Annotated in this window: 20 protein-coding genes and 1 riboswitch; of the genes, 11 read left to right on the forward strand and 9 right to left on the reverse strand. The window is 71.0% G+C overall.

The window, feature by feature from the left end; genetic code table 11:
• The first annotated feature begins 88 nt into the window (after positions 1–88).
• The 5 genes from clsA to ABD793_RS25790 all read left to right on the forward strand — a co-directional run bounded on the left by clsA (position 89) and on the right by ABD793_RS25790 (position 3,137).
• The gene (clsA, locus tag ABD793_RS25770) at positions 89–682 is read left to right on the forward strand and encodes a cardiolipin synthase ClsA (RefSeq protein ID WP_344864397.1); all 594 of its coding nucleotides are present in this window, start codon (positions 89–91) and stop codon (positions 680–682) included.
• Positions 683–727: 45 nt separating this feature from the next.
• Positions 728–1,111 (forward strand): glycine cleavage system protein GcvH, encoded by a 384-nt coding sequence (gcvH, locus tag ABD793_RS25775; protein ID WP_344864399.1) that lies wholly within the window; start codon positions 728–730, stop codon positions 1,109–1,111.
• A gap of 101 nt (positions 1,112–1,212) precedes the next feature.
• Positions 1,213–1,680 (forward strand): glycogen accumulation regulator GarA, encoded by a 468-nt coding sequence (gene garA / locus ABD793_RS25780; RefSeq protein WP_184777820.1) that lies wholly within the window; start codon positions 1,213–1,215, stop codon positions 1,678–1,680.
• Entirely contained in the window at positions 1,677–2,444 is a 768-nt protein-coding gene (gene ftsR / locus ABD793_RS25785; RefSeq protein ID WP_344864403.1) for a transcriptional regulator FtsR, read from the forward strand. The genes garA and ftsR overlap by 4 nt, the downstream gene beginning before the upstream one ends.
• A gap of 219 nt (positions 2,445–2,663) precedes the next feature.
• Positions 2,664–3,137, forward strand: a complete 474-nt coding sequence (locus ABD793_RS25790; RefSeq protein WP_009078856.1) for a bifunctional nuclease family protein — start codon at positions 2,664–2,666, stop codon at positions 3,135–3,137.
• Between the two features lie 84 nt (positions 3,138–3,221).
• Here ABD793_RS25790 and ABD793_RS25795 read toward each other — a convergent pair whose 3' ends face one another.
• Positions 3,222–3,854 carry a TetR/AcrR family transcriptional regulator gene (locus ABD793_RS25795; RefSeq protein ID WP_344864406.1) on the reverse strand — a complete coding sequence of 211 codons (633 nt, stop codon included), beginning with the start codon at positions 3,852–3,854 and terminating at the stop codon, positions 3,222–3,224.
• 253 nt (positions 3,855–4,107) lie between these two features.
• Between ABD793_RS25795 and ABD793_RS25800 the strand changes: the two genes are divergently transcribed.
• Positions 4,108–4,689 carry a MerR family transcriptional regulator gene (locus ABD793_RS25800; RefSeq protein ID WP_344864408.1) on the forward strand — a complete coding sequence of 194 codons (582 nt, stop codon included), beginning with the start codon at positions 4,108–4,110 and terminating at the stop codon, positions 4,687–4,689.
• A gap of 32 nt (positions 4,690–4,721) precedes the next feature.
• A riboswitch (glycine riboswitch) is annotated at positions 4,722–4,823 on the forward strand.
• 466 nt (positions 4,824–5,289) lie between these two features.
• On the opposite strand, the gene ABD793_RS25805 is transcribed toward ABD793_RS25800, so the two are convergent.
• On the reverse strand, positions 5,290–5,652 hold the full coding sequence (locus ABD793_RS25805) for a nuclear transport factor 2 family protein (protein ID WP_344864410.1): 363 nt from the start codon (positions 5,650–5,652) through the stop codon (positions 5,290–5,292).
• Positions 5,653–5,801: 149 nt separating this feature from the next.
• Between ABD793_RS25805 and ABD793_RS25810 the strand changes: the two genes are divergently transcribed.
• Together ABD793_RS25810 and ABD793_RS25815 are read left to right on the forward strand one after the other, a co-directional pair.
• On the forward strand, positions 5,802–6,590 hold the full coding sequence (locus tag ABD793_RS25810) for a helix-turn-helix domain-containing protein (RefSeq protein WP_344864412.1): 789 nt from the start codon (positions 5,802–5,804) through the stop codon (positions 6,588–6,590).
• Positions 6,591–6,627: 37 nt separating this feature from the next.
• Positions 6,628–7,623: a zinc-dependent alcohol dehydrogenase gene (locus ABD793_RS25815; protein ID WP_344864414.1), complete on the forward strand. Its 996-nt coding sequence runs from the start codon at positions 6,628–6,630 to the stop codon at positions 7,621–7,623.
• 18 nt (positions 7,624–7,641) lie between these two features.
• Here the strand turns inward: ABD793_RS25815 and ABD793_RS25820 are convergent, their stop codons facing one another.
• The 4 genes from ABD793_RS25820 to ABD793_RS25835 are packed head-to-tail and all read right to left on the reverse strand — an operon-like array spanning position 7,642 to position 12,178.
• Positions 7,642–9,081 carry a glycoside hydrolase family 3 protein gene (locus ABD793_RS25820; RefSeq protein WP_344864416.1) on the reverse strand — a complete coding sequence of 480 codons (1,440 nt, stop codon included), beginning with the start codon at positions 9,079–9,081 and terminating at the stop codon, positions 7,642–7,644.
• 3 nt (positions 9,082–9,084) lie between these two features.
• Positions 9,085–9,915, reverse strand: a complete 831-nt coding sequence (locus ABD793_RS25825; protein ID WP_344864418.1) for a carbohydrate ABC transporter permease — start codon at positions 9,913–9,915, stop codon at positions 9,085–9,087.
• Positions 9,912–10,889, reverse strand: a complete 978-nt coding sequence (locus tag ABD793_RS25830) for a carbohydrate ABC transporter permease (RefSeq protein ID WP_344864420.1) — start codon at positions 10,887–10,889, stop codon at positions 9,912–9,914. Before ABD793_RS25830 ends, ABD793_RS25825 begins: the two co-directional genes overlap by 4 nt.
• Positions 10,886–12,178, reverse strand: a complete 1,293-nt coding sequence (locus ABD793_RS25835) for a sugar ABC transporter substrate-binding protein (protein WP_344864422.1) — start codon at positions 12,176–12,178, stop codon at positions 10,886–10,888. Before ABD793_RS25835 ends, ABD793_RS25830 begins: the two co-directional genes overlap by 4 nt.
• 698 nt (positions 12,179–12,876) lie before the next feature.
• Here ABD793_RS25835 and ABD793_RS25840 point away from each other — a divergent pair.
• Positions 12,877–13,242: a YrdB family protein gene (locus ABD793_RS25840; RefSeq protein WP_344864425.1), complete on the forward strand. Its 366-nt coding sequence runs from the start codon at positions 12,877–12,879 to the stop codon at positions 13,240–13,242.
• A gap of 417 nt (positions 13,243–13,659) precedes the next feature.
• Here the strand turns inward: ABD793_RS25840 and ABD793_RS25845 are convergent, their stop codons facing one another.
• Complete coding sequence (locus tag ABD793_RS25845; protein ID WP_344864427.1) at positions 13,660–14,424, reverse strand: FHA domain-containing protein; 765 nt, start codon at positions 14,422–14,424, stop codon at positions 13,660–13,662.
• Positions 14,425–14,481: 57 nt separating this feature from the next.
• Here ABD793_RS25845 and ABD793_RS25850 point away from each other — a divergent pair, with 57 nt between their 5' ends.
• The gene (locus ABD793_RS25850; RefSeq protein ID WP_344864429.1) at positions 14,482–14,943 is read left to right on the forward strand and encodes a hypothetical protein; all 462 of its coding nucleotides are present in this window, start codon (positions 14,482–14,484) and stop codon (positions 14,941–14,943) included.
• A 13-nt stretch (positions 14,944–14,956) separates the two neighbouring features.
• On the opposite strand, the gene ABD793_RS25855 is transcribed toward ABD793_RS25850, so the two are convergent.
• Complete coding sequence (locus ABD793_RS25855) at positions 14,957–17,191, reverse strand: serine/threonine-protein kinase (RefSeq protein ID WP_344864430.1); 2,235 nt, start codon at positions 17,189–17,191, stop codon at positions 14,957–14,959.
• Positions 17,192–17,281: 90 nt separating this feature from the next.
• Here ABD793_RS25855 and ABD793_RS25860 point away from each other — a divergent pair, with 90 nt between their 5' ends.
• A complete protein-coding gene (locus ABD793_RS25860) occupies positions 17,282–18,871 on the forward strand; it encodes a fatty acyl-CoA synthetase (RefSeq protein WP_344864432.1) in 1,590 nt (529 codons plus the stop codon).
• A 4-nt stretch (positions 18,872–18,875) separates the two neighbouring features.
• Here ABD793_RS25860 and ABD793_RS25865 read toward each other — a convergent pair whose 3' ends face one another.
• Positions 18,876–19,370 carry a MarR family winged helix-turn-helix transcriptional regulator gene (locus tag ABD793_RS25865; RefSeq protein ID WP_344864434.1) on the reverse strand — a complete coding sequence of 165 codons (495 nt, stop codon included), beginning with the start codon at positions 19,368–19,370 and terminating at the stop codon, positions 18,876–18,878.
• Between the last annotated feature and the right edge of the window lie 76 nt (positions 19,371–19,446).

Below are 19,446 nucleotides of genomic sequence, written 5' to 3' on the forward strand. Positions count from 1 at the left end.
GCTCGCCGGGGGTGGGCTCAGCGGGGCGTGGCCGCCGGCCGGACGTGGCTGCGTCCGGGCGCCGGACCGGCCGCTCTAGGCTGAGCGGGTGACCACGGCGCCCGAGCCCAAGACCGAGCCGTCCCTGTGGCGGCAGGCGGGCACCATCCCCAACCTGCTTTCCCTGCTGCGGCTGGCCGGCGTGCCGGTGTTCCTCTGGCTGCTGCTCGGTCCGAAGGAGGACGGCTGGGCGCTCGCGCTGCTGATCTTCTCCGCGCTCACCGACTGGCTCGACGGCAAGCTGGCGCGCTGGCTCGACCAGATGTCGAGGCTCGGCCGGCTGCTCGATCCGGCCGCGGACCGGCTCTACATCCTCGCCACGCTGATCGCCTTCCTGCTGCGCGAGATCATCCCGTGGTGGGTCGTGGTCCCGCTCCTGCTGCGGGAACTGGTGCTCGGGATCTGCGTGCTCGTGCTGCGCCGCGCCGGGTTCGCCCCGCCGGAGGTGACCTACATCGGCAAGGGCGCGACCTTCGTGCTGATGTATGCGTTCCCGTTCCTGCTGCTCACCCAGGGCGGCTCCACGGTGGCCGCGGTCGCCCGTCCGATCGCCTACGCGTTCATGATCTGGGGCGGCGTGCTCTACGTGTGGTCAGGCGCGTTGTACGTGGTCCAGGTGGTGCGCGCGCTGCGCACCCGGTGAGGGAAGATTGCCCGCGAACAGTCCGGTACCAGGAAGGGGAGGGCGTTGACCACTCCGGAAGAGCTGCGCTACACCGAGGAGCACGAGTGGGTCGCCGGCCGCGACGGCTCGCTGGTGCGGGTGGGCATCACCGAGTACGCCCAGGACCAGCTCGGTGACGTGGTGTTCGTCGACCTGCCGGAGATCGGCAGGCGGGTCGCGGCGGGCGAGGTGTTCGGCGAGGTCGAGTCGACCAAGAGCGTGTCCGAGCTGTTCGCGCCGGTGGACGGCGAGATCGTCGCGGTCAACGACGCGGTCGCCGAATCGCCCGAGCTGATCAACTCCGATCCCTACGGCGAGGGCTGGCTGGTGCAGCTCCGCCTCGACGATCCCGCGAGCCCGGAAGCACTGCTCGAGGCCGAGGCGTACCGGGCCCTCGTGCAGGGCTGATCGGTTCGGGGGAGCCGCGGGGTCCCGGACCGATCAGGCACGGTACGTTGACAGCCGACGTTCTCGGTCGATGACAACATCTTGTGTAGAGGAGAGCCCAGGTGAGCACGAACGACGGGCCCGGCGTTCCCCCGGAGCAGTCTCCGGAGCGGACCTCTGTCTTCCGGGCCGACTTCCTGGCCGATGTCGAAGGCCAGGAGTCCGGGCCGGCCGCGGAGGCACCGGTACAGGGCGTCGACGCCCTGCCGCCGGGCTCCGCACTGCTGGTCGTCAAGCGCGGCCCCAACGCGGGTTCGCGCTTCCTGCTGGACCGCGACACCACGAGCGCGGGACGGCATCCGGACAGCGACATCTTCCTCGACGACGTCACGGTCTCCCGCCGGCACGCCGAATTCCGGCGTGAGGGCGGCGAGTTCGTCGTGATCGACGTCGGCAGCCTCAACGGCACCTACGTCAACCGCGAGCCGGTCGACCAGGCCGTGCTCGCCGGCGGCGACGAGGTGCAGATCGGCAAGTTCCGCCTGGTCTTCCTGACCGGCCCGGGGCACGGGGGCCAGGGGGCACAGTGACGGCGGCCGGGCAGCCCGGTCGTTTCCAGGCCCGGCGCGACGGGATGAGCATCGGGGCGGTGCTCGCGCAGCTGCGCGGCGACTTCCCCGATGTCACCATCTCCAAGATCCGGTTCCTGGAGGCCGAAGGCCTCGTCCGGCCAGGCCGCACTCCCTCGGGATACCGCCAGTTCACCCCGGCGGACGTGGAGCGGCTGCGGTTCGTGCTGTCCGCGCAGCGCGACCACTACCTCCCGCTGAAGGTCATCAAGGAACAGCTCGACGCCGCGGACGCCGGGACCGAGCCGGACGCACCGGTCCCGGCGGCGCCGCGGCTGCCGCGCCGGCTCGTGCCGCTGGGCGATCCGAGCGCGGCCGGGTTGCCCGCCGCCGCGGATTTCGAGGCCGGGCCGGACACCCGGCTCACCCAGGAGGACCTGCTGGAGCGTGCCGGGATCGACGAGGCCACGCTGGCGCAGCTGTGCCAGTACGGCCTGCTTCGTCCCGGTTCGGCCGGGTTCTTCGGGCCGGAGGCGGTGCTGATCGCGCGCACCGCGCGGGCGCTGACCGAATTCGGTATCGAGCCGAGACATCTGCGTGCGTTCCGCGCCGCGGCCGATCGCGAGGTCGGCCTGCTGGAGCAGATCGTGACCCCGGTGTACCGGCATCGTGACGAGGACGCGAAAGCGCGGGCGGACGAGGTGGTCCGCGAGCTGGCCGCGCTGTCGGTCACCCTGCACACGCTGCTGGTGAAGGCCGGGATCCGGGGGGTCACCGGCGGCTGAACGCGGGTTCCGCAGCGTGAGAACCACTTCACGGTGCATGTCAATGCCTGAATGTTCGCGCCCGTATGCCGTACCGTGAGAGACGGTTTGCGGCGCCGCGAACCGAGAATGTCCGCCACTAGCGAGCACAGCGCCCGGATGACGGGTAGCGTCGAAACCAACGGCGCGAGTACGTCGCAAGCGCTGCAGCCCGTGTGCACGAGAGGGAGGCGAAGCCCGATGAGCGAGATGCGCGTCGTCGGTGTGCGGGTGGAACTGCCCGCGAATCAGCCGATCTTGTTGCTGCGGGAGACCGAGGGCGAGCGGTACCTGCCGATCTGGATCGGCTCGGTCGAGGCCACCGCGATCGCCCTCGAGCAGCAGGGAGTCCGGCCTGCCCGGCCACTCACCCACGATTTGCTCAAAGAGGTCATCGGCGCACTCGGCCGGGAGCTGGAACAGGTCGTGATCACCGATCTCAAAGAAGGCACGTTCTTCGCGGAACTGGTCTTCGACGGCGACATCCGGGTGTCCGCGCGCCCCAGCGATTCGGTCGCGCTCGCGCTGCGGATCGGGGTCCCCATCCACGCCGTGGACGCGGTGCTGGAGGAAGCGGGCCTGATCATCCCGGACGAGCAGGAGGACGAGGTCGAGAAGTTCCGCGAGTTCCTCGATTCGGTGTCTCCCGAGGATTTCCGCGGCGCCGACACGTGAGCCCGCGGTGAGCGTGGACGACAGCTGCGCGCGCACCGGGCTGCACCGGCATCCGGTTCCGCTTTCCGCCGTTTCGTCCGGCGCCTACTGCGGCGCTGTCGCGCGCTCGAACAGATCGGCCAGCTCACGTCCGTAGCGGTCCAGATCGATCGACGGATCGGCCGCGTAGGCCGCCGCGACGCCGTCCACCGCCTGTGCGATCGCCAGCGCGACCACCTCCGGTGCGATGTCGCCGAACGCCCCCTCGCGCCGGCCCTGGTCCAGCTGCCGCTGCACGAACCCGGTCCGCATCTGGGTGAGCGTCACCCCTGCCATCGCCCAGCCGTCGCGATCGTCGGAGTGCGCGGCCATTTCGAGCAGTACCCGCACGCATTCGGGGTAGTCGCGCAGGAAGGCCACGGACGTCTCCAGGTACGCGCGCAGGTTCGCCGCGCGATCGCCGGGGTCGATGCCGGTGCTGCGCTGCTGCAGGTACTGCGTCTTGATCTCGGTCACGGTGCTCAGCACGGCCTGCATCAGCCCGGCCTTGTTCGTGAAGTGGTACGAGATCAGCCGGGTGCTGCTCAGCCCGGCCCGCTCCTTGATCCGCGCGAAGGTGGTACGCGGGTATCCGTGGTCGGCGATCGTCGCGATCGTCGCCCCGACGATCTGTGCCCTCGTGGTGGCTTCGGTGATGCTGAGGCCGAGCTCGGCCTGGGTATCCGGAGTTACTTGCATGAGTAAAAACTAACATGACTGAGTAAAACGTGCCACCGGTACGGCGAACGGGCCAACTCTCCACACGGGCTTGAGGTCAGCCGCGCGTCGCGTTGACCGGCCCGCGGCGCGGCCTTACCGTCGAAGGCGGTAAATCGCCACGATGTGATTCGCCGATTGCGTCTGGTCGTGGCGGTGCTCCCCGGTCGATCCCGCTCCTGGGCCCGGCCGGCTGTGGTTCGCCGGCCGCCGGGTCGGGCGAGGGGAGGCTTGCGTGGTCGAGGCTGGTAGTCCGGAGAGGCCGCCTGTTCGTGCCGCGGACGGCGAGCAGGGCGAGCTGTTCCCGGACGCCTCGCTGCCCGACGAACTGGTCGGCTACCGCGGACCCGCGGCCTGCCAGATCGCCGGGATCACCTATCGGCAGCTGGACTACTGGGCACGTACGAAGCTCATCGGGCCGAGCATCCGGACCGCACACGGTTCGGGATCGCAGCGGCTGTACTCGTTCAAGGACATCCTGGTCCTCAAGGTCGTGAAGCGGCTGCTGGACACCGGGGTGTCGCTGCAGAACATCCGGGTCGCGGTCGAGCACCTGCGTCTGCGCGGGGTCAGGGACCTGGCCAGGGTGACGTTGTTCTCCGACGGCACCACGGTGTACGAGTGCACCTCGCCGGAGGAGATCGTGGATCTGCTGCAGGGCGGACAGGGCGTGTTCGGCATCGCGGTGAGCGGTGCGATGCAGGAGATCAGCGGCACCATCCACGAGTTCCCGGCCGAACGTGCCGACGGTGGCGTCGTCGAGGCGGACGTGCCGGACGAGCTGACCCAGCGCCGCAACGCCCGCCGCACCGGCTGAGCACCGCACGGCTAGACTGACCGTGCGGTCGACGAACCCGCGCGGGAGAGACCGAGCCCGCCATCCACGAGCTCGGCGCCGAAGGAGCAAGTCCTCCCCGGAACCTCTCAGGCACCCCGGACCGCGCGGACGAGACGCCTCTGGAAAGCGTTCCGGCGGGAAACCACCCACCGGCACCGCCGACGGTGCAAGCCCGGCTTATCCACGCGGGTGAAACTCTCAGGCGCCCCACGGGGCACGGACAGAGCGGGGAGGACCCCGGCTCGAGCACTCCGCTCGCCGGGGACGGCTTGGCCGCGGCACGCCGCCCGGTGACGGTGGTCTGAACCCTCGCGGCAGTGGTCGAGACCACCGTGGTCGCATGCCGGTTCCCGATGGAAACCCGCTGTGCGAACGGGAAATCAGCCGGTGACACTGGTCTGGACCGGCGCGTGCGCAACCCGCGCAGTCCGGTGCGCGAGCTCGTGCCAGGGGCCGGCCTTGCGGGCGTGCGGAGTGGTCGCGGCGCACCGGGGAGTGGAGACCGGGCGGAGGGGCCGCCGGGCGCCCGGTGGGGTGGCTACCGGGCGGTGCGCCGGCCGGCCGCCACCCCGGTCGTGGTCAGGCGGGGAGCTTGTCCAGGAATCCGTGCACTTTCGTGATCCGGCCGTCGGCCAGTTCGACCACGTCGAAGCCGACGGCGACCGGTTCGGTCGCGTCCGCAACGGTGAGGTGCCAGTGGAAGCGGGCGAGGTGGTGGTGTGCGTCCGGCGGGGCAGGCAGGGTGAAGGCCATCCCGGCGAACCGGGCCTGCGCGCCGCCGATGAAACCGTCGATGGCGTCGTGGCCGGTGGCCTCGCCCAACGGGTCGGTGTAGGTGGCGGCCGGATCGAACAGGTCGGCGATCCTGGCGCGCCGCCGGTGCGGGTCGGTCTCGTTCCACACGGCGAGGTACTGCCGGACGGTCGTCGTCACGTCGGACACCGGAGTGCTCCTTTGCGTTGGCGGGCAACGAATTCGACGGCAATCCTGACCACGACGGGTGCGCCGGGTCGATTACCCGGAAGGTAACCGCGGCCGATTACCCGCGGGGTAATGGTCATCCGGCAGCAGAGGTCGTAGCGTCTTGCGACGTGACGACAACGGTGCGGGCCCCGGTCGGCGAGCTGGTGCGGGAATGGCGTGACCGACGCCGGATCAGCCAGCTCGCCCTCGCGATCTCCGCGGACATCTCGACCCGGCACCTGAGCTTCGTGGAGACCGGTCGTTCCCGGCCCAGCCGGGAGATGGTGCTGCGCCTCGGCGAGCACCTCGACCTGCCCCTGCGGGAACGCAACCGGCTGCTGCTCGCCGCCGGATACGCGCCGGCCTACGGTGAGTCGGAACTGGCCGCGCCGGAGATGGCCCTGGTCCGCGACGCGGTCCGGCGGCTGCTCGCCGGACACGATCCGTATCCGGCGGCGGTCGTCGACCGGTCCTGGAACCTCGTGGACGCGAACCGGAGCCTCGCACTGCTCACCGAGGGTGTGTCGCCGGATCTGCTCACCGGCCCGGTCAACGTCCTGCGCGTCACCCTGCATCCGGACGGCATGGCGCCGTACGTGCTGAATCTGGGGGAGTGGCGGGCGCACCTGCTCGGCCGGTTGCGCCGCCAGGTCGAGCAGACCGCCGACCCGGTGCTGTCCGACCTGCTGACCGAACTGCGCGGCTACCCGTGCGCGCAGCCCGTGCCGGAGGTCGAAATCCCCGGCCCCGGCGACATCTTCGTGCCGCTGCGCTACCGGCACCGGGGCACCGAGCTGAGCTTCTTCAGCACCGTCGCGACCTTCGGCACGCCACTGGACGTGACCGTCGCGGAGCTGGTGATCGAATCGTTCTACCCGGCCGATCCGGCGACCGCGGAGCACCTGCGGCAGGGCTGAGCACGGCTACCATCAGGCCCATGCGAAGGGCACGCCGGTGAAGGCGTTCGTGGTGACCGCGCCCGGCGCCGCCGAGGTGGCGGACGTGCCGGAACCGGTCGCCGCGATCGGCGAGGTCGTGGTCGACGTGGAGTGTGCCGGGGTCTGCGGCACGGACGCCGAGTTCTTCACCGGCGAGATGCAGTACCTGGCCGACGGGCATGCGCGCTACCCGATGCGGCTCGGCCACGAATGGTGCGGCACGGTGTCCGAGACCGGTCTCGGGGTGCATCCGGCCTGGGTGGGGCGCCGCGTCACCGGGGACACCATGCTCGGCTGCGGCCGGTGCCGCCGCTGTCGGGGCGGGCGCCAGCACGTGTGCGCACAGCGGCAGGAGGTCGGCATCCGCGGTGGCCGGGCCGGCGCACTGGCGGAACGAGTCGCGGTCCCGGTCAGGTCGCTGCACGAACTGCCCGCCGGGCTCGAACCCGCACTCGGCGCGCTGGTCGAACCGGGCGGCAACGCCTGCCGGGCGGCGCGCGCGGCGGCCGGGGAACGCGTGCTGGTGCTCGGCCCCGGCACGATCGGCCTGCTGACCGCGCAGTTCCTGCGTGCGGCCGGCTGCGAGGTGCATCTGGTCGGCGCCACCGCGCGGTCGGTGGACTTCGCCCGCGCACTCGGCTTCCCGGCCGGGACCGAGCCGCCGGAACCCCCGTTCGACGCGGTCGTCGATGCGACGAACGATCCGGGCTCGCCCGCTCGGGCACTGGACCTCGTCGAACCCGCAGGCCGGATCGTCTGCATCGGGCTCGCCGGACGGCCGAGCCCGATCGACACGAGGAACGCGGTGCTCAAGGACGTGACCGCGGTCGGCGTGCTGAGCGCGTCGCCCGGCCTGTCCGCCACGGTGGAGGCCTACGCGGCCGGAGACGTCGACCCCCGCCCGCTGGTCGCGGCAACGGTCGGACTCGACGAGGTGGCCGCGATCCTGTCCGGGCACCGTCCGTCCGGGGCGACGGCGGGCCCGAAGATCCAGGTGGACCCCCGGGCCTGAGCCGCCGCCGGTCGCTGCTCAGGCCAGGTGTTCCGCCGCCGCCCGGAGACTCACGGAGGAACCGCTGAACGTGTCGATCCTCGGCTGCGCACCGGAATCCGGTCCGGGCACGCCGGTTTCCACCCTGATGTAGTCCAGAGTGGACAGCCGGGCGAGGAAGTCCCGTACCGCCGGATGCCGGTGTGCCTCCCGGGTGACGACCACGACGCTGCGCCACGAGCGAGCCTCCGCCAGCACGGCGTCGGCGTCGGACGGCCCGACGGTCAGTACCCGGGTTCCCGGCACCAGTTCGGTGAGGTGCGGGCCGAGGCCCCACGGCATCGGCCCGGCCGCGATGGTCGGGTCGGTGTGCACGTCGACGACCAGCGGCGGGCCGGTGAGCCGGGGCGTGCCGGTGATGCGCAGTGCGGCGCGCGCGGCCTCGAGCCCCAAGGTGCGGTCCACCGGCCGCAACGGCGCGGCGGCGGGGGAGGTGCCGAGCGATGCCGTCCGGGCGGCCGCATCGGCGAGTCGCTCTTCGGCAAGGCGGCCCTCTTCGACCGCTGCGACGATGGTCGCGGTGATCCGATCCAGTGCCGAGGCATCGAACGCTGCTCCGCCGATGCACAGCGCGTCTGCACCGGCCACGAGAGCCTGCACTGCTGCGTCACCCAGGCCGTCATGCCGCCCGTAGGAGCCGGAGACGGCGCCCATCTCCAGCGCGTCTGTGATCACTGCGCCGGTGAAGCCCAGTTCTCCGCGCAACACGTCGGTCAGCGCGGTCCGGTTCAGCGTCGCCGGTTGCTCGCCCCAGGCCTGGACCACGAGGTGACCGGACATGACCGCGCGGACGCCCGCCTGGACCGCAGCGGCGAAGGGGACCAGTTCGATCGAGCGCAGTTCGTCCGGCGTACGGGGCAGCACCGGCAGCGCGACGTGGGAATCCTCTGTCGCCGCGCCGTGTCCGGGGAAGTGCTTGGCGCATGCGGCCACGCCGTACTTCTGGAGCCCGGTCACGTACGCGGCGACGTGCGGGGCTGCGACGGCAGGATCGGAACCGAAGGCTCGCACACCGATGATCGGGTCTTCCGCCGCCAGCGTCAGGTCGGCACACGGTGCCAGGTTCACCGTGACCCCGCACGCTGCCAGCCGTTCGCCCAGCGCCGCGGCGACCGAGGTGGTCAGCTCGGGGTCGCCCGCCGCGCCGAGCGCGAGCGGGCCGGGGACGAACGAGCCGGTGGCGACGTCGAGCCGGGTGACGTCGCCGCCCTCCTCGTCGATCCCGACCACCACGTCGTCGCGTTCCGCGCGCAGCGCGGAGGTCAGTGTCGCCACCTGCTCGTCGTCCACCACGTTGCGGCCGAACAGGATCACCCCGCCGAGGCCGCCGGAGAGCCTGCGGCGCAGCCAGTCCGGCGCGGTCGTCCCGGCGAAACCGGGCAGCAGCACGGCTTCGGCCCACCTGCGCAGATCCACCATCGGCTACCCCTTCACCGCGCCCGCGGTCATCCCGGACACGAGTTTCCGTTGCACGATCAGGAAGAACACCAGCGCGGGGATCGCGTAGACCACCGAGGCCGCCATCACCCCGCCCCAGTCCACGGAAAACGCGGTGCGGAACGAGGACAGCCACACCGGCAGCGTCTGCTTCGACTGGTCCCGCATGAACACCAGCGCGAACAGGAACTCGTTCCACGCGGTGATGAAGCTGAACACCGACGTGGTGACCAGACCGGGGCCGAGCAGTGGCAGCGTGACCCGGCGGAACGCGCCGGTGCGGCTGCAGCCGTCGATCATCGCGGCCTCTTCGAGGTCGTACGGGATCCCGTTGACGAACCCGTAGAGCATCCACACGGTGAACGGCAGCGACGTGGCGAAGTAGACCAGCAGCAGCGACGGCAACGTGTTCAGCAGTCCGAGATCGCGCATCAGCAGATACATCGGGATGAACAACGCCGAGAGCGGGGCCAGCTGCGCGACCAGGATCAGCAACAGGAATCCCTTGCGGCCGCGGAAGCGGAACCGCGCGAGCGGGATCGCCGCCAGCACCCCGACGACGAGTGCCGCGAGCACCGCGCCGAGCGTGACGATCAGGCTGTTGCCGAGGTAGGTGACGAAGCCGGGTTTGGTGAGTGCCGAGGCGAAGTTCGCCAGCGTCGCCGACGACGGGAACAGGTCGAACTTCGGCGACAGGATTTCGCCCGGTGTCTTGAGCGCGGTGGTGAACATCCAGTACGTCGGGAACAGGAACACCAGCGCGACCAGCACACCTGCCACCGAGAGCGTGACCCGCTGGGTCCGGGACTTCCTCACGTGATCTCCCCGTCCTTGGTCCGGACCAGCAGCTGCACGTACCGGGCGGTGACGGCCAGCAGCAGCACCAGCATGATGGTGGCGATCGCGGCGGCCGAGCCGAAGTGGCTGCCCGCGATACCCTTGAGGTACTGCAGGATCGCCAGCGTGGTGCTGGCGCCGTCCGGTCCGCCCTGGCGGATCGCCCAGACCTGGCCGAACATGTTGAAGTCCCACAGCACGGACAGGAACGTGACCATGGTCAGGATCGGCCGGATCGCGGGCCAGCTGACCGCACGGAAGGTCTGCCACGGTCCGGCACCGTCGATCCCGGCCGCCTCGTACTGCTCGCGCGGCACGCCGATCAGCCCGGCGTAGAGCGTGAACGCCACGAACGGCACGGCCTGCCACAGCACCAGCAACCCGATCACGACGAGCGTGCTCGTGCCGGTGGAGAACCAGGAGTAGCCGATGAACGAGTGGAAGCCCAGTCTGTCGAGCGTCTTGTTCAGGATCCCGTACTGCTGGTCGAAGATCCACTGGAACACCGTGGTCGTCGCGATCACCGGCACCGCCCAGGCGAGCACCAGCGAGACCTGCACGCAGATCCGCAGCACCGGGTTGAGGTGGCGCATGAGCACCGCGATCAGCAGTGCGACGAGCAGCGTCGCGGCCACCAGCAGGGCGGTGAACCCGACCGTGCGGACCGCGACCGTCCAGAACTCCGGATCGGTCAGCACGTCGGTGTAGTTCTTCAGCCCGACCCAGACGGTCTTGCCGGTCACCAGTTCGCGCAGGTCGAGCTGGCGCACACTGATCCCGAGCATCTGCACGGTCGGCCACCCGAGCAGTACCAGCACCGCGGCGACGGCGGGCAGGAGCAGTACGTACGGGGTGATCCGTTCGGCGCTCCAGCGCCGTTTCGCGGGGCCGACGCGTGCCGATGCCGGCGGGGTGGTCCCCGCCGGCAGCAGCGCGTCCTTCGTCGCGGTCATCCGCCGATGATCTTGTCGAGGGCGGTGTTCGCGTCGGCCGTGGCCTGGTCCAGGTTCTTCTTCCCGGTCAGGTACGCGGTGAGCATGTCCTTGAGCGGGTTCTGGCCGGACTCGACTTCACCCCACTTCGGGCTGGCCGGCACCGCACGGCCGTTCTTCGAGGTCTGCGCCATCACCGCGCCGAGCGGGTCCTTGGACAGTGCACTGACGTCGGTGGACGTACCCGGCACGGCACCCGCGGCGGCCAGCTGCGTCATGTACTTGGCGCTGGTCAGCAGCTTCAGGTAGTCCTTGGCCAGATCGGTGTTCTTGCTGTTGACCGGCACGACGAGGTTCGAGCCGCCGAGGAACACCGGCGCGCTCTTGCCCGCGGTCCTGGACGGGATCGGGAACGCGCCGGTCTTGGCGGTGATACCGGGATCGGTCTCCGCCGCGGTCGGCAGCTCGCTCGGGGTGCCGACGAACATCGCGACCTTGCCGCCGCCGTAGATGCCCGCCTGCTGCGGATTGGCCTCGTCGTTGTCCTTCGGTGCAGTGGTCCCGGAGGCCGCCACGAGCTGCTTGTAGAAGTCGAGACCGGCCTTCGCGCCCGCGCTGTCGAGGGTGGACTTGAAGTTCGGGCCCTCGGCCTTGGCGATGTCGCCGCCATTGTCCCAGATGAACGACAGCAGCGCGTACCAGTTCTGGCCCGGCAGGTACAGCGGCTGAAACTCCGGGTCGCTGCCGAACTTCGCCTTCAGCTTCGCGATCGCGTCGAGCCACTCCTGGTTCGAGGCCGGCGGCTTGGTGATGCCGGCCTGCTCGAACATGTCCTTGCGGTAGACGACTTCGCGGCTCGCGGCGTAGAACGGCACGCCGTAGGTCTTGCCCTCGTACTCGCCGGAAGCCTTGAGCCCGGCCAGCCACTGTGCGCCGTTGAGGCTCTGCACGTCGCCGGAGAGGTCGGCCAGCACGCCCTGCGATGCGAACGCGGGCGTCTGCGTGTTGCCGACCTCGATCACGTCCGGCGGCGTGTCGCTCGCCAGTGCGGTGGTCAGCTTCTGCTGGATGCCGTTCCACTGCTGGATCTGGAAGTCCACCTTGACTCCGGGGTGGGCCGCCTCGAACTCCTTGTCCAGCGCCGTGGTAAGGCTGTCCGGCGCGGAGCCGGTCATCAGCCAGACCGTCAGCGTGCTGCCCTGTCCGCCCCCCGAACCGGAGGCGTCGTCACCCCCGCCGGAACCGGCGCAGCCGGCCGTCGCGAGCGTGATGGCGGCGGCCCCCGCCGCCAGCTTGAGCCAGCGCTTCACTTGTCTCGTCCTTTCGGTGCCCGGCCGCCCCGGCCGTTCAGTGACAAATGGTGTAGACCAATGTGGAGAGAGTGGTCCGGACCACAGCCGGTGTCAAGGCGGTTGCCAAGATGTTGTGAACGAGGCCGGAGAATTGACGCTGGGTGTCCGGACGATTACCCGCACCGCCGGGGAAAGCTTGGTGGAGTGCGGAAACCCGGCGCAGGGCGGCGGTTCGCGGGCAGCGCGGGCGGTTGGCGAAGACCTCACGGGCCGGTGGTCCGGTGGTACGGGCTGGTCCGCCCGGTTGCGCACAGTGAAACACCGGGACCGGACAACGCCCCAGGCCGTCTGGCGGGGGCTTTCCGGTCGCCGGGGTGCTGGCACTGAGCGGGGATCTGCGTCCAGTGCGCGTAGGCGGTCGTCGAGCCACTGGCGGTGAAGCCGTAGTTCTGTGCGTTGATGCGGTCGCATCAGTCGTCGTCGGAGGGGTCGCGGCCGGTGCGGTGCGGACGGTCAGCGGCATGCACGGTGCCGTCCGCGGCCAGCGCGGGCGTGCTCACGCAAAGCGCGCTGGCCGTGGCGAACACGACCAGTACTGGTACGCGTTTCGGGGTCTCGTCTCTCGGTCCCCCAGCGGATGGGGCACCAGTGAACCCACGCCGGGCAAAAGCCCGCCACGGTCCGGGCGCCGGCGGCACTGCCGTTACGCTGCCGGGGTGAGCACCTCTTCACCCACTTTGCGCGGCTTCCCCGGACTCGTCCTCGCCGTCCGGTTCTGCACAGAGCTGGCGCTGCTGGCCGGGCTCGCGGTCGCAGGCGCCCGGCTCGGCGGGAACGTGCTGCTGGACGTGCTGGCCGCGGTGCTGTGGCCGGCACTGGCCGCGGTGATCTGGACGTTCGTGATCGCACCCCGGGCGAAACGCCGCGCACCGGAGCCGACCCGCTTCATCCTGGAGGTGGCACTGTTCGGCGTCGCCGCACTCGGCCTGATCGCAGCCGGTCTCCCGGCCGCAGGCATCGCACTCGGCGCGGCAGGCATCGCCGTGGCGGTGGCCGTCCGGGTGTGGGCCAAGGAAGGCTGACCACCACCGGACGGGCTCGCCGAACCAGACCGCCGAGCCACCGGCACGCGGCCGTGCCGGTCCGAGCCGGTGGATCGGGCCGCCGACCAGACCCGCCGGGCCGGGGCGGGGCGGCGAGCCAACCGCGCCGGGCCTGGCAAGCTGCCGCGGCGAGCCAAACGGGACCAGGCCGCGCCGCCGCGCCGAGCCATGGCGAACCGGTCCAGGCCTCGCGGGGCCGAACCGCGCCGAATCGAGCCGGGCCAGGCCCGCTGCCAAGTCGGGCCGGGGCGGGGAGCCGGGTCGGACGAAGCCGGGCAGCCAAACTGGGCCGGGCCGGGAGCCTCGCCGGGCCGGGCCGAGCCGCGCCGAGCCGAGCCGAGCCGCGCCGAGCCGGGCCGGGCCGCGCCAATCCGGGGCGGGCCGGGTTGTGGTGCGTCAGTCGAGGTTCTCTGCGTGGTCCAGGTCGGCTCGGGTGAGGGTGGCGGTGCGGATCGTCAGCTCGGTGAGCAGGTTGTGGTTCAGGGAGTTCCCGATCGGTTCGGGGACCTCTTCGCGTTTGAGTCCGGCCACGCCTGCGGCGGAGAGGCGGTTGCGGACCGGGGTGATGACCCGGTCGACCTTCTTCTCGTCCCATCCCTCGCCGGGTTCCAGCTCGGCCATGAGGGCGGCGACGTGGCCGCGGCTCATCGGCTGCGGGCGGTGCTCGCGGCGCAGGAACTGCTGACCGAGCAGCGTCAGCACGAGTCGTTCGCGCTCGGAGAGGCGCCACACCTGGGCGGGCAGTGTCGGGCCTGCGGCCGGTGGCGGCCGGTCACGGTCGGCGCCCGCGACGTACACCTCGAGCGGATGCTTCCGCCCGCCGGTGCCGACCACGAGCAGCAGGATCGTGCGTCCCGGCGGCATCGGCACCGGTTCGTCGTCCGCGTGCAGCCGCCGGGTCGCGGCGTACTCGATCGGCGTCTGGCCGCTGTTGAGCAGCCACCACGAGCCGTTGCGGTAGGTGAACGAGCCGTGCTCGCGGCTGACCCGCCGGTCGTCGGGGCCGACCGGCACCCCGTCCGTGCCGGGATCGCGGCCGAACGGCAACCGGGCGTGTTCGGCCGGCAGCACGGTCTTGGTGGCGGACAGGCTCCGTACCGCGAGCGCGCCCGGCGGGGTCGGGCTCGGCGGCGCGGACTCGGCGGCGGGGAAGACGGTCAACGCGGATCCTCTCCGATCGGGGGACCGGTCCCGCACCGGGGCCGGTACCGTTCGCGCATGAATTTTCGCACCAGTGTCCGGTTGTCCGTCGCGCCGGTGGCTCTGCTGGCGGTCCTCGCCGGATGCTCCTCGGGGCCGGACACCGGGCCCGCGCCGTCCTCCCCCCCGCGGTCGTCGTCCGCGGCCCCGGTTTCCGAAGCGGTTCCCGACCGCCAGCCGCACACGCTCGTGCTGAACGCCGACGGCAGCGGCGCGCTCAAGCAGATCGTGTATACCGTCGACGGCACCACGAAGCAGACCGGCTCGGTGAAGCTGCCGTGGCGGCAGTCGATCACCGTGCCTGCCGACGGCAAGGCGCACCAGTGGACGCTGGAGATCTCCTACTCCGGCTCGGGCGCGAACAGCATCGAGCTGTACTCGGTGTTCGACGGCAAGGAATCGGTGCACACCGGTGCGGCAGGCTCGGGCTCGGGCAACACCGAGCTGAGTTCCTCGGTCGGCGGCACGGTACAGGGCTGAGCCGGCACCTGCGTCAGACCGGACCGGCGTCGTGGGTCCACCAGTCGATCATCGCGAACGGCTCGGTGCCCCGATGCGCAAAGGCCTCGATGCCGGTCTGGTCGTCGGTCCACTGCAGGTAGCGCTCGCCGCCGGGGTCGACCGTGCCGCAGGCGAGGCGCCCGGTCCGGCCGCCGCGCGTGTAGGGCCGGTCGGCGGAGAAGTCCTTCGGCTGGTCGGTGCACGCCTGCGTACTGTCGCCGGAGCTGTTGAACACCTGGTTCATCGTCGCCGGGTCCGGCAGCTGGTAGTACACGACGAGGCCGGCACCGCTGGTACGCCCGCAGGCGACCGCGGCGACCGGGGCCACTGCCCCGAGATCCTGCCACTGCCGGCCCGCCGACGGGCGCACGCAGTTGAGCCGGGACGCGGCAGGAACGTGCTGCAGCAGCGCCTTTTCGGCCTGGTTCGGGAACGCGGGGGAGGCGTGCGTGTTGACCTCGTTCACGATCCGGCCGAGCGGGGCGAGATGCCAGTCGCTCCACCACGCGCCGGTCTGGTCCGCGGTGGTGCCGGTGACGTGGCCGATCATGCCGAACGCCTCGATGCTCCAGTCGATGGCGACGGTGCCGTCCGGACCGGGGTGGCAGAGCACCTGCCCGAGATCGACGCTGAGCCAGTCGAACCGCGTCGTGCCGAGGAACGGCGCTCCGGGGCAGCCGCTCCCGCTGGGTGCTTTCGCGGTGCTGACAAGCCCTTCGAACGTGGTGCGCAGGCTGGGCCGGTCCGCGAAGCGGAAGTACGAGACCTCTCGCGCACCAGCGCCGCGCGGGGTGCAGGTGAGGCCGGCGACGGCACCGGGGTAGTCGCCGAGTTCGGCCGGCGCACTGCGGTGACAGGCGGTTCCCGCGGCCACTTGCGTGAGCGCCTGTTCGTCCGCAGTCGGGAACGCCGGGGCGGCGGTCCACGCTGCCCACGCACGGCGTAGCGCAGCGTCCTCGCTTTCCGGTGCTTCAGCCGTGGTCACGGTGCGCGCGGCATCGTCTGTCCAGACCACTGTGGACTGTCCATCGCGGACTTGGCAGAATACCCGTCCGCGGGCCGGACCGGTTGCCGGGTAACGGTGTTCGGCGCCGCTGCCTGATGCACAGTCACCGTGGTTCGCGGTGACCCCAGACGGAGAGAGGCGTGCGGCATATGCGTCGGCGGCCTGTTTCGGTTCGGCGTAGACGGCGGTGGTCGCGGCACGGCCGGTGGCGTCGTGGCAGGTGATCGTGGCGGTCGCGCCGGCGGCGGGGGAGCCGGCCGTCCCGCAGTCGTCGCGAAGGGCCGTGGGCAGCCGCGCCAGCGTGGCATCGTCCGGGCCGGAAAGCCCACCGGTGCTCAGCCATGCGACGAGCAGGCCGACCACCACGACCGCCACGGCGGGAATGCCCGCACGCAGCCACCTCCTGCGGCGACGGTCGGTGCGCTCGGCGGCCGCGGTGGCGGCCACCAGGTCGTCGAGCAACGCGCCGCACGTCGGATGCCGCGCTGCCGGGTCCGGGTCCAATGCCCGGCCGAGCACGTCGGCACCCGGGTGCTCCAGGGCGACGTGGTAGGGCGGCGCTCCGGAGAGGCATTCGTAGAGCACACAGGCCAGTGAGTACACGTCGGCCGCCGGACCGGCCGGTTTCCCGTCCCGCTGTTCCGGCGCGGCGTAGCTGACCGTGCCGACGAACACCCCGCTGGCGGTGAGCTTCGTGCGGTCGAGCCGGCGGGCGATGCCGAAATCGCACAGGTACGGATGCCCGGTGTGCTCCTCGACGAGGATGTTGCCCGGCTTCACGTCACGGTGCACGAGCCGGCTGCGGTGCGCGGCATCGAGCGCGGCGGCCACCCCGCGGCCGATCGTGACGGTGGTTGCGAACGGCAGCGTCCGGTGCGTGCCGAGCAGCCGGGAGAGGTTCGTGCCGCGCACGTACTCCATGGCGAGGTGGCCGAAAGTGCCGTCGGCGCTGAGCCCGGCGTCAAGCGTCCTGACGACGTTCGGGTGCACCAGGTCCCTGGCAATCCGGCTCTCCCGCTCGAACCGTTCGCGGGAACCGGGCACCTGCAGGAACTGCGGACCGACGACCTTCAGCGCCACCGCCTTGCCGGTACCGGTGTCGACCGCCTCGAAGACCTCGCTCATCTGCGTCGCGGCGAGCTGGCGCACGAGCCGGTACCGCGGCAGCCTGCCGGTGATGTCCGGCCGGTCCAGCGTCGGCGCTTCGGTCTGCTCGTCCACGATCTGCCCCCGAGGTGTCCGCGCAGCAGCCTACCGATCCGGCGGAGACCGGAGGTTGCGCGTGTCGCGCGGGTGCATGAGACTCCCGCTATGCCGAGCTCGTTCCGCGCAGAGACCGCTGAAGCCGTCCAGCATGCCCGGCAGCACGCGGTCGGGGATCTCCTGCGGCGCACGGCGTTGCGGCATCCGGACAAGCTCGCGGTCGTGGCGGGACAGCGGCGGGTCACCTACCGCGAGTTCGACGCCGCGGTGAACCGGTGCGCGCACCGGCTGACCGGGCGCGGTCTCGGCAAGGGCGACCGGCTCGCATTGCTGAGTCGCAACTGCTGGGAGTACGCGGTGCTGGTGTTCGCCACCGCGAAACTCGGGGTGGTCCTGGTCCCGGTGAACTTCATGCTCGGCGCCGAGGAGATCGCCTTCATCCTCGGTCACGCCGGGGTTTCCGGGCTCGTGGCGGAGGAAGCACTGCTGGGCACCGCGGCGGCCGCACTGGAGCGGGCGGGCAAGACCGCCGTGCTGCGGGCGAGGATCGGCGGCACCGGCGAGAACTGGGAAAGTGTCACGGACTGGATCGACGAACCGGGCGACGAGTCCGCCCCCGACGTGCTCGTCGCCGACGACGATCCGCTTCGCCTGATGTACACCTCCGGCACCGAGTCCCGGCCCAAGGGCGTGCTGCTGTCCAGCCGGTCGTTGATCGGGCAGTACGTCTCGTGCGCGCTCGACGGCAGCATGTCCGGCGACGACATCGAGGTGCATTCGCTGCCGCTGTACCACTGCGCGCAGCTCGACTGCTTCTTCTCGGTCGACGTCTACCTCGGTGCGACGAGCGTGATCCTGCCCGGTCCGGATCCGGCCGAGCTGCTCGCCGCGGTGGCGCGGGAGCGGGCGACGAAGCTGTTCGCACCGCCGACAGTGTGGATCTCCCTGCTGCGGCATCCGGCGTTCGGCGAAACCGACCTCTCCAGCCTCCGCAAGGGGTATTACGGTGCTTCGCCGATGCCCGCGGAGGTGCTGCGCGAGCTGGCGCGACGGCTGCCGGACGTCGAGTTCTGGAACTTCTACGGGCAGACCGAGATGGCGCCGCTGGCGACCATCCTGCGACCGCACGAACAGCTGCCGAAAGCCGGGTCGGCCGGCCGTGCGGCGCTGAACGTGGAGACGCGGATCGTCGACGAGCAGGGCCGTGCGCTGCCGCCCGGTGAGATCGGCGAGATCGTGCACCGCAGCCCGCATGCGACGCTCGGGTACTACGAGGACGAGGAGAAGACCGCCGCGGCGTTCGAGGGCGGCTGGTTCCACTCCGGTGACCTGGGTGTGCTCGACGACGAGGGCTACCTGTCGGTGGTGGACCGGAAGAAGGACATGATCAAGACCGGCGGCGAGAACGTTGCCAGCCGGGAAGTCGAAGAAGCGCTCTACCTGCTCGAGGGCGTGGCCGAAGTAGCGGTCTTCGGCGTGTCCCATCCGCACTGGATCGAGGCGGTGACCGCGGCGATCGTGCCGCGGGCGGACGTGACGCTGACCGAGCAGGCGGTGCTCGCGCACGCGCGGGCGCACCTTGCCGGCTTCAAGTGCCCGAAGTACGTGGTGTTCGTGGACGCGCTGCCGAAGAACCCGAGTGGCAAGATCGTCAAGCGCGCACTGCGGGAGGCGCACGCGGGTCTCACCCGGGGGTGACCGTTCAGCGCGAACCGGCGAGGTAACGCGCGGCGACCGCACGGTTGTACCGGGTCAGCAGCCCGGCGAAGGACTGCTGGTCGGCGGCGTCCCAGTCGCCCATGAGATCGGCCATCGAGGAGCGGCGGCGGCTGCGCGTGAGGTGCATGCGTTCCCGGCCCTGTTCGGTCGGGGTGATGATGCTGCGCCGCCGGTCGTCGGCCGCCGCGCCCCGTTCGACCAGCCCCTTGCCGAGCAGCGCCGACACCTGACGGCCCGCGGTGGACGGGTCGAGCCCCAGTGCACCGGCCAACGTGCCGATGTCGGCCGAGCCGAGGCCGTCGAGGATGCGCAGGATGAGGTACTCGGACTGGTCCAGTTCCGAGTACACGCCACCGCGGCGGCGCAGCAGCTCGAAGTTGCGCACCAGCACCGCGGTGGCGAGCTCCAGGACGTCCAGCGGATCCCCCGTGCCGGCCAGCCGATCCGCGAGTTCACCCGCGTGGAAGGTCCGCTCCATGATCCGGTCCTCCGAGATACCTGTATGACACCGCTAATTATCGGTATCGTACAGGTGATCACCACCAACGCAGCGG

Origin of the sequence: Amycolatopsis ultiminotia (genome assembly GCF_039536925.1) — a bacterium.
GTDB classification, from domain to species: Bacteria; Actinomycetota; Actinomycetes; order Mycobacteriales; family Pseudonocardiaceae; genus Amycolatopsis; species Amycolatopsis ultiminotia.

Coding starts and splice junctions, on each gene's coding strand:
- ABD793_RS25790 (WP_009078856.1), top strand. CDS start 2,664: ATGAGCGAGATGCGCGTCGTCGGTGTGCGGGTGGAACTGCCCGCGAAT.
- ABD793_RS25795 (WP_344864406.1), bottom strand. CDS start 3,854: ATGCAAGTAACTCCGGATACCCAGGCCGAGCTCGGCCTCAGCATCACC.
- ABD793_RS25820 (WP_344864416.1), bottom strand. CDS start 9,081: ATGGTGGATCTGCGCAGGTGGGCCGAAGCCGTGCTGCTGCCCGGTTTC.
- ABD793_RS25830 (WP_344864420.1), bottom strand. CDS start 10,889: ATGACCGCGACGAAGGACGCGCTGCTGCCGGCGGGGACCACCCCGCCG.
- ABD793_RS25850 (WP_344864429.1), top strand. CDS start 14,482: ATGAATTTTCGCACCAGTGTCCGGTTGTCCGTCGCGCCGGTGGCTCTG.
- ABD793_RS25860 (WP_344864432.1), top strand. CDS start 17,282: ATGCCGAGCTCGTTCCGCGCAGAGACCGCTGAAGCCGTCCAGCATGCC.
- ABD793_RS25865 (WP_344864434.1), bottom strand. CDS start 19,370: ATGGAGCGGACCTTCCACGCGGGTGAACTCGCGGATCGGCTGGCCGGC.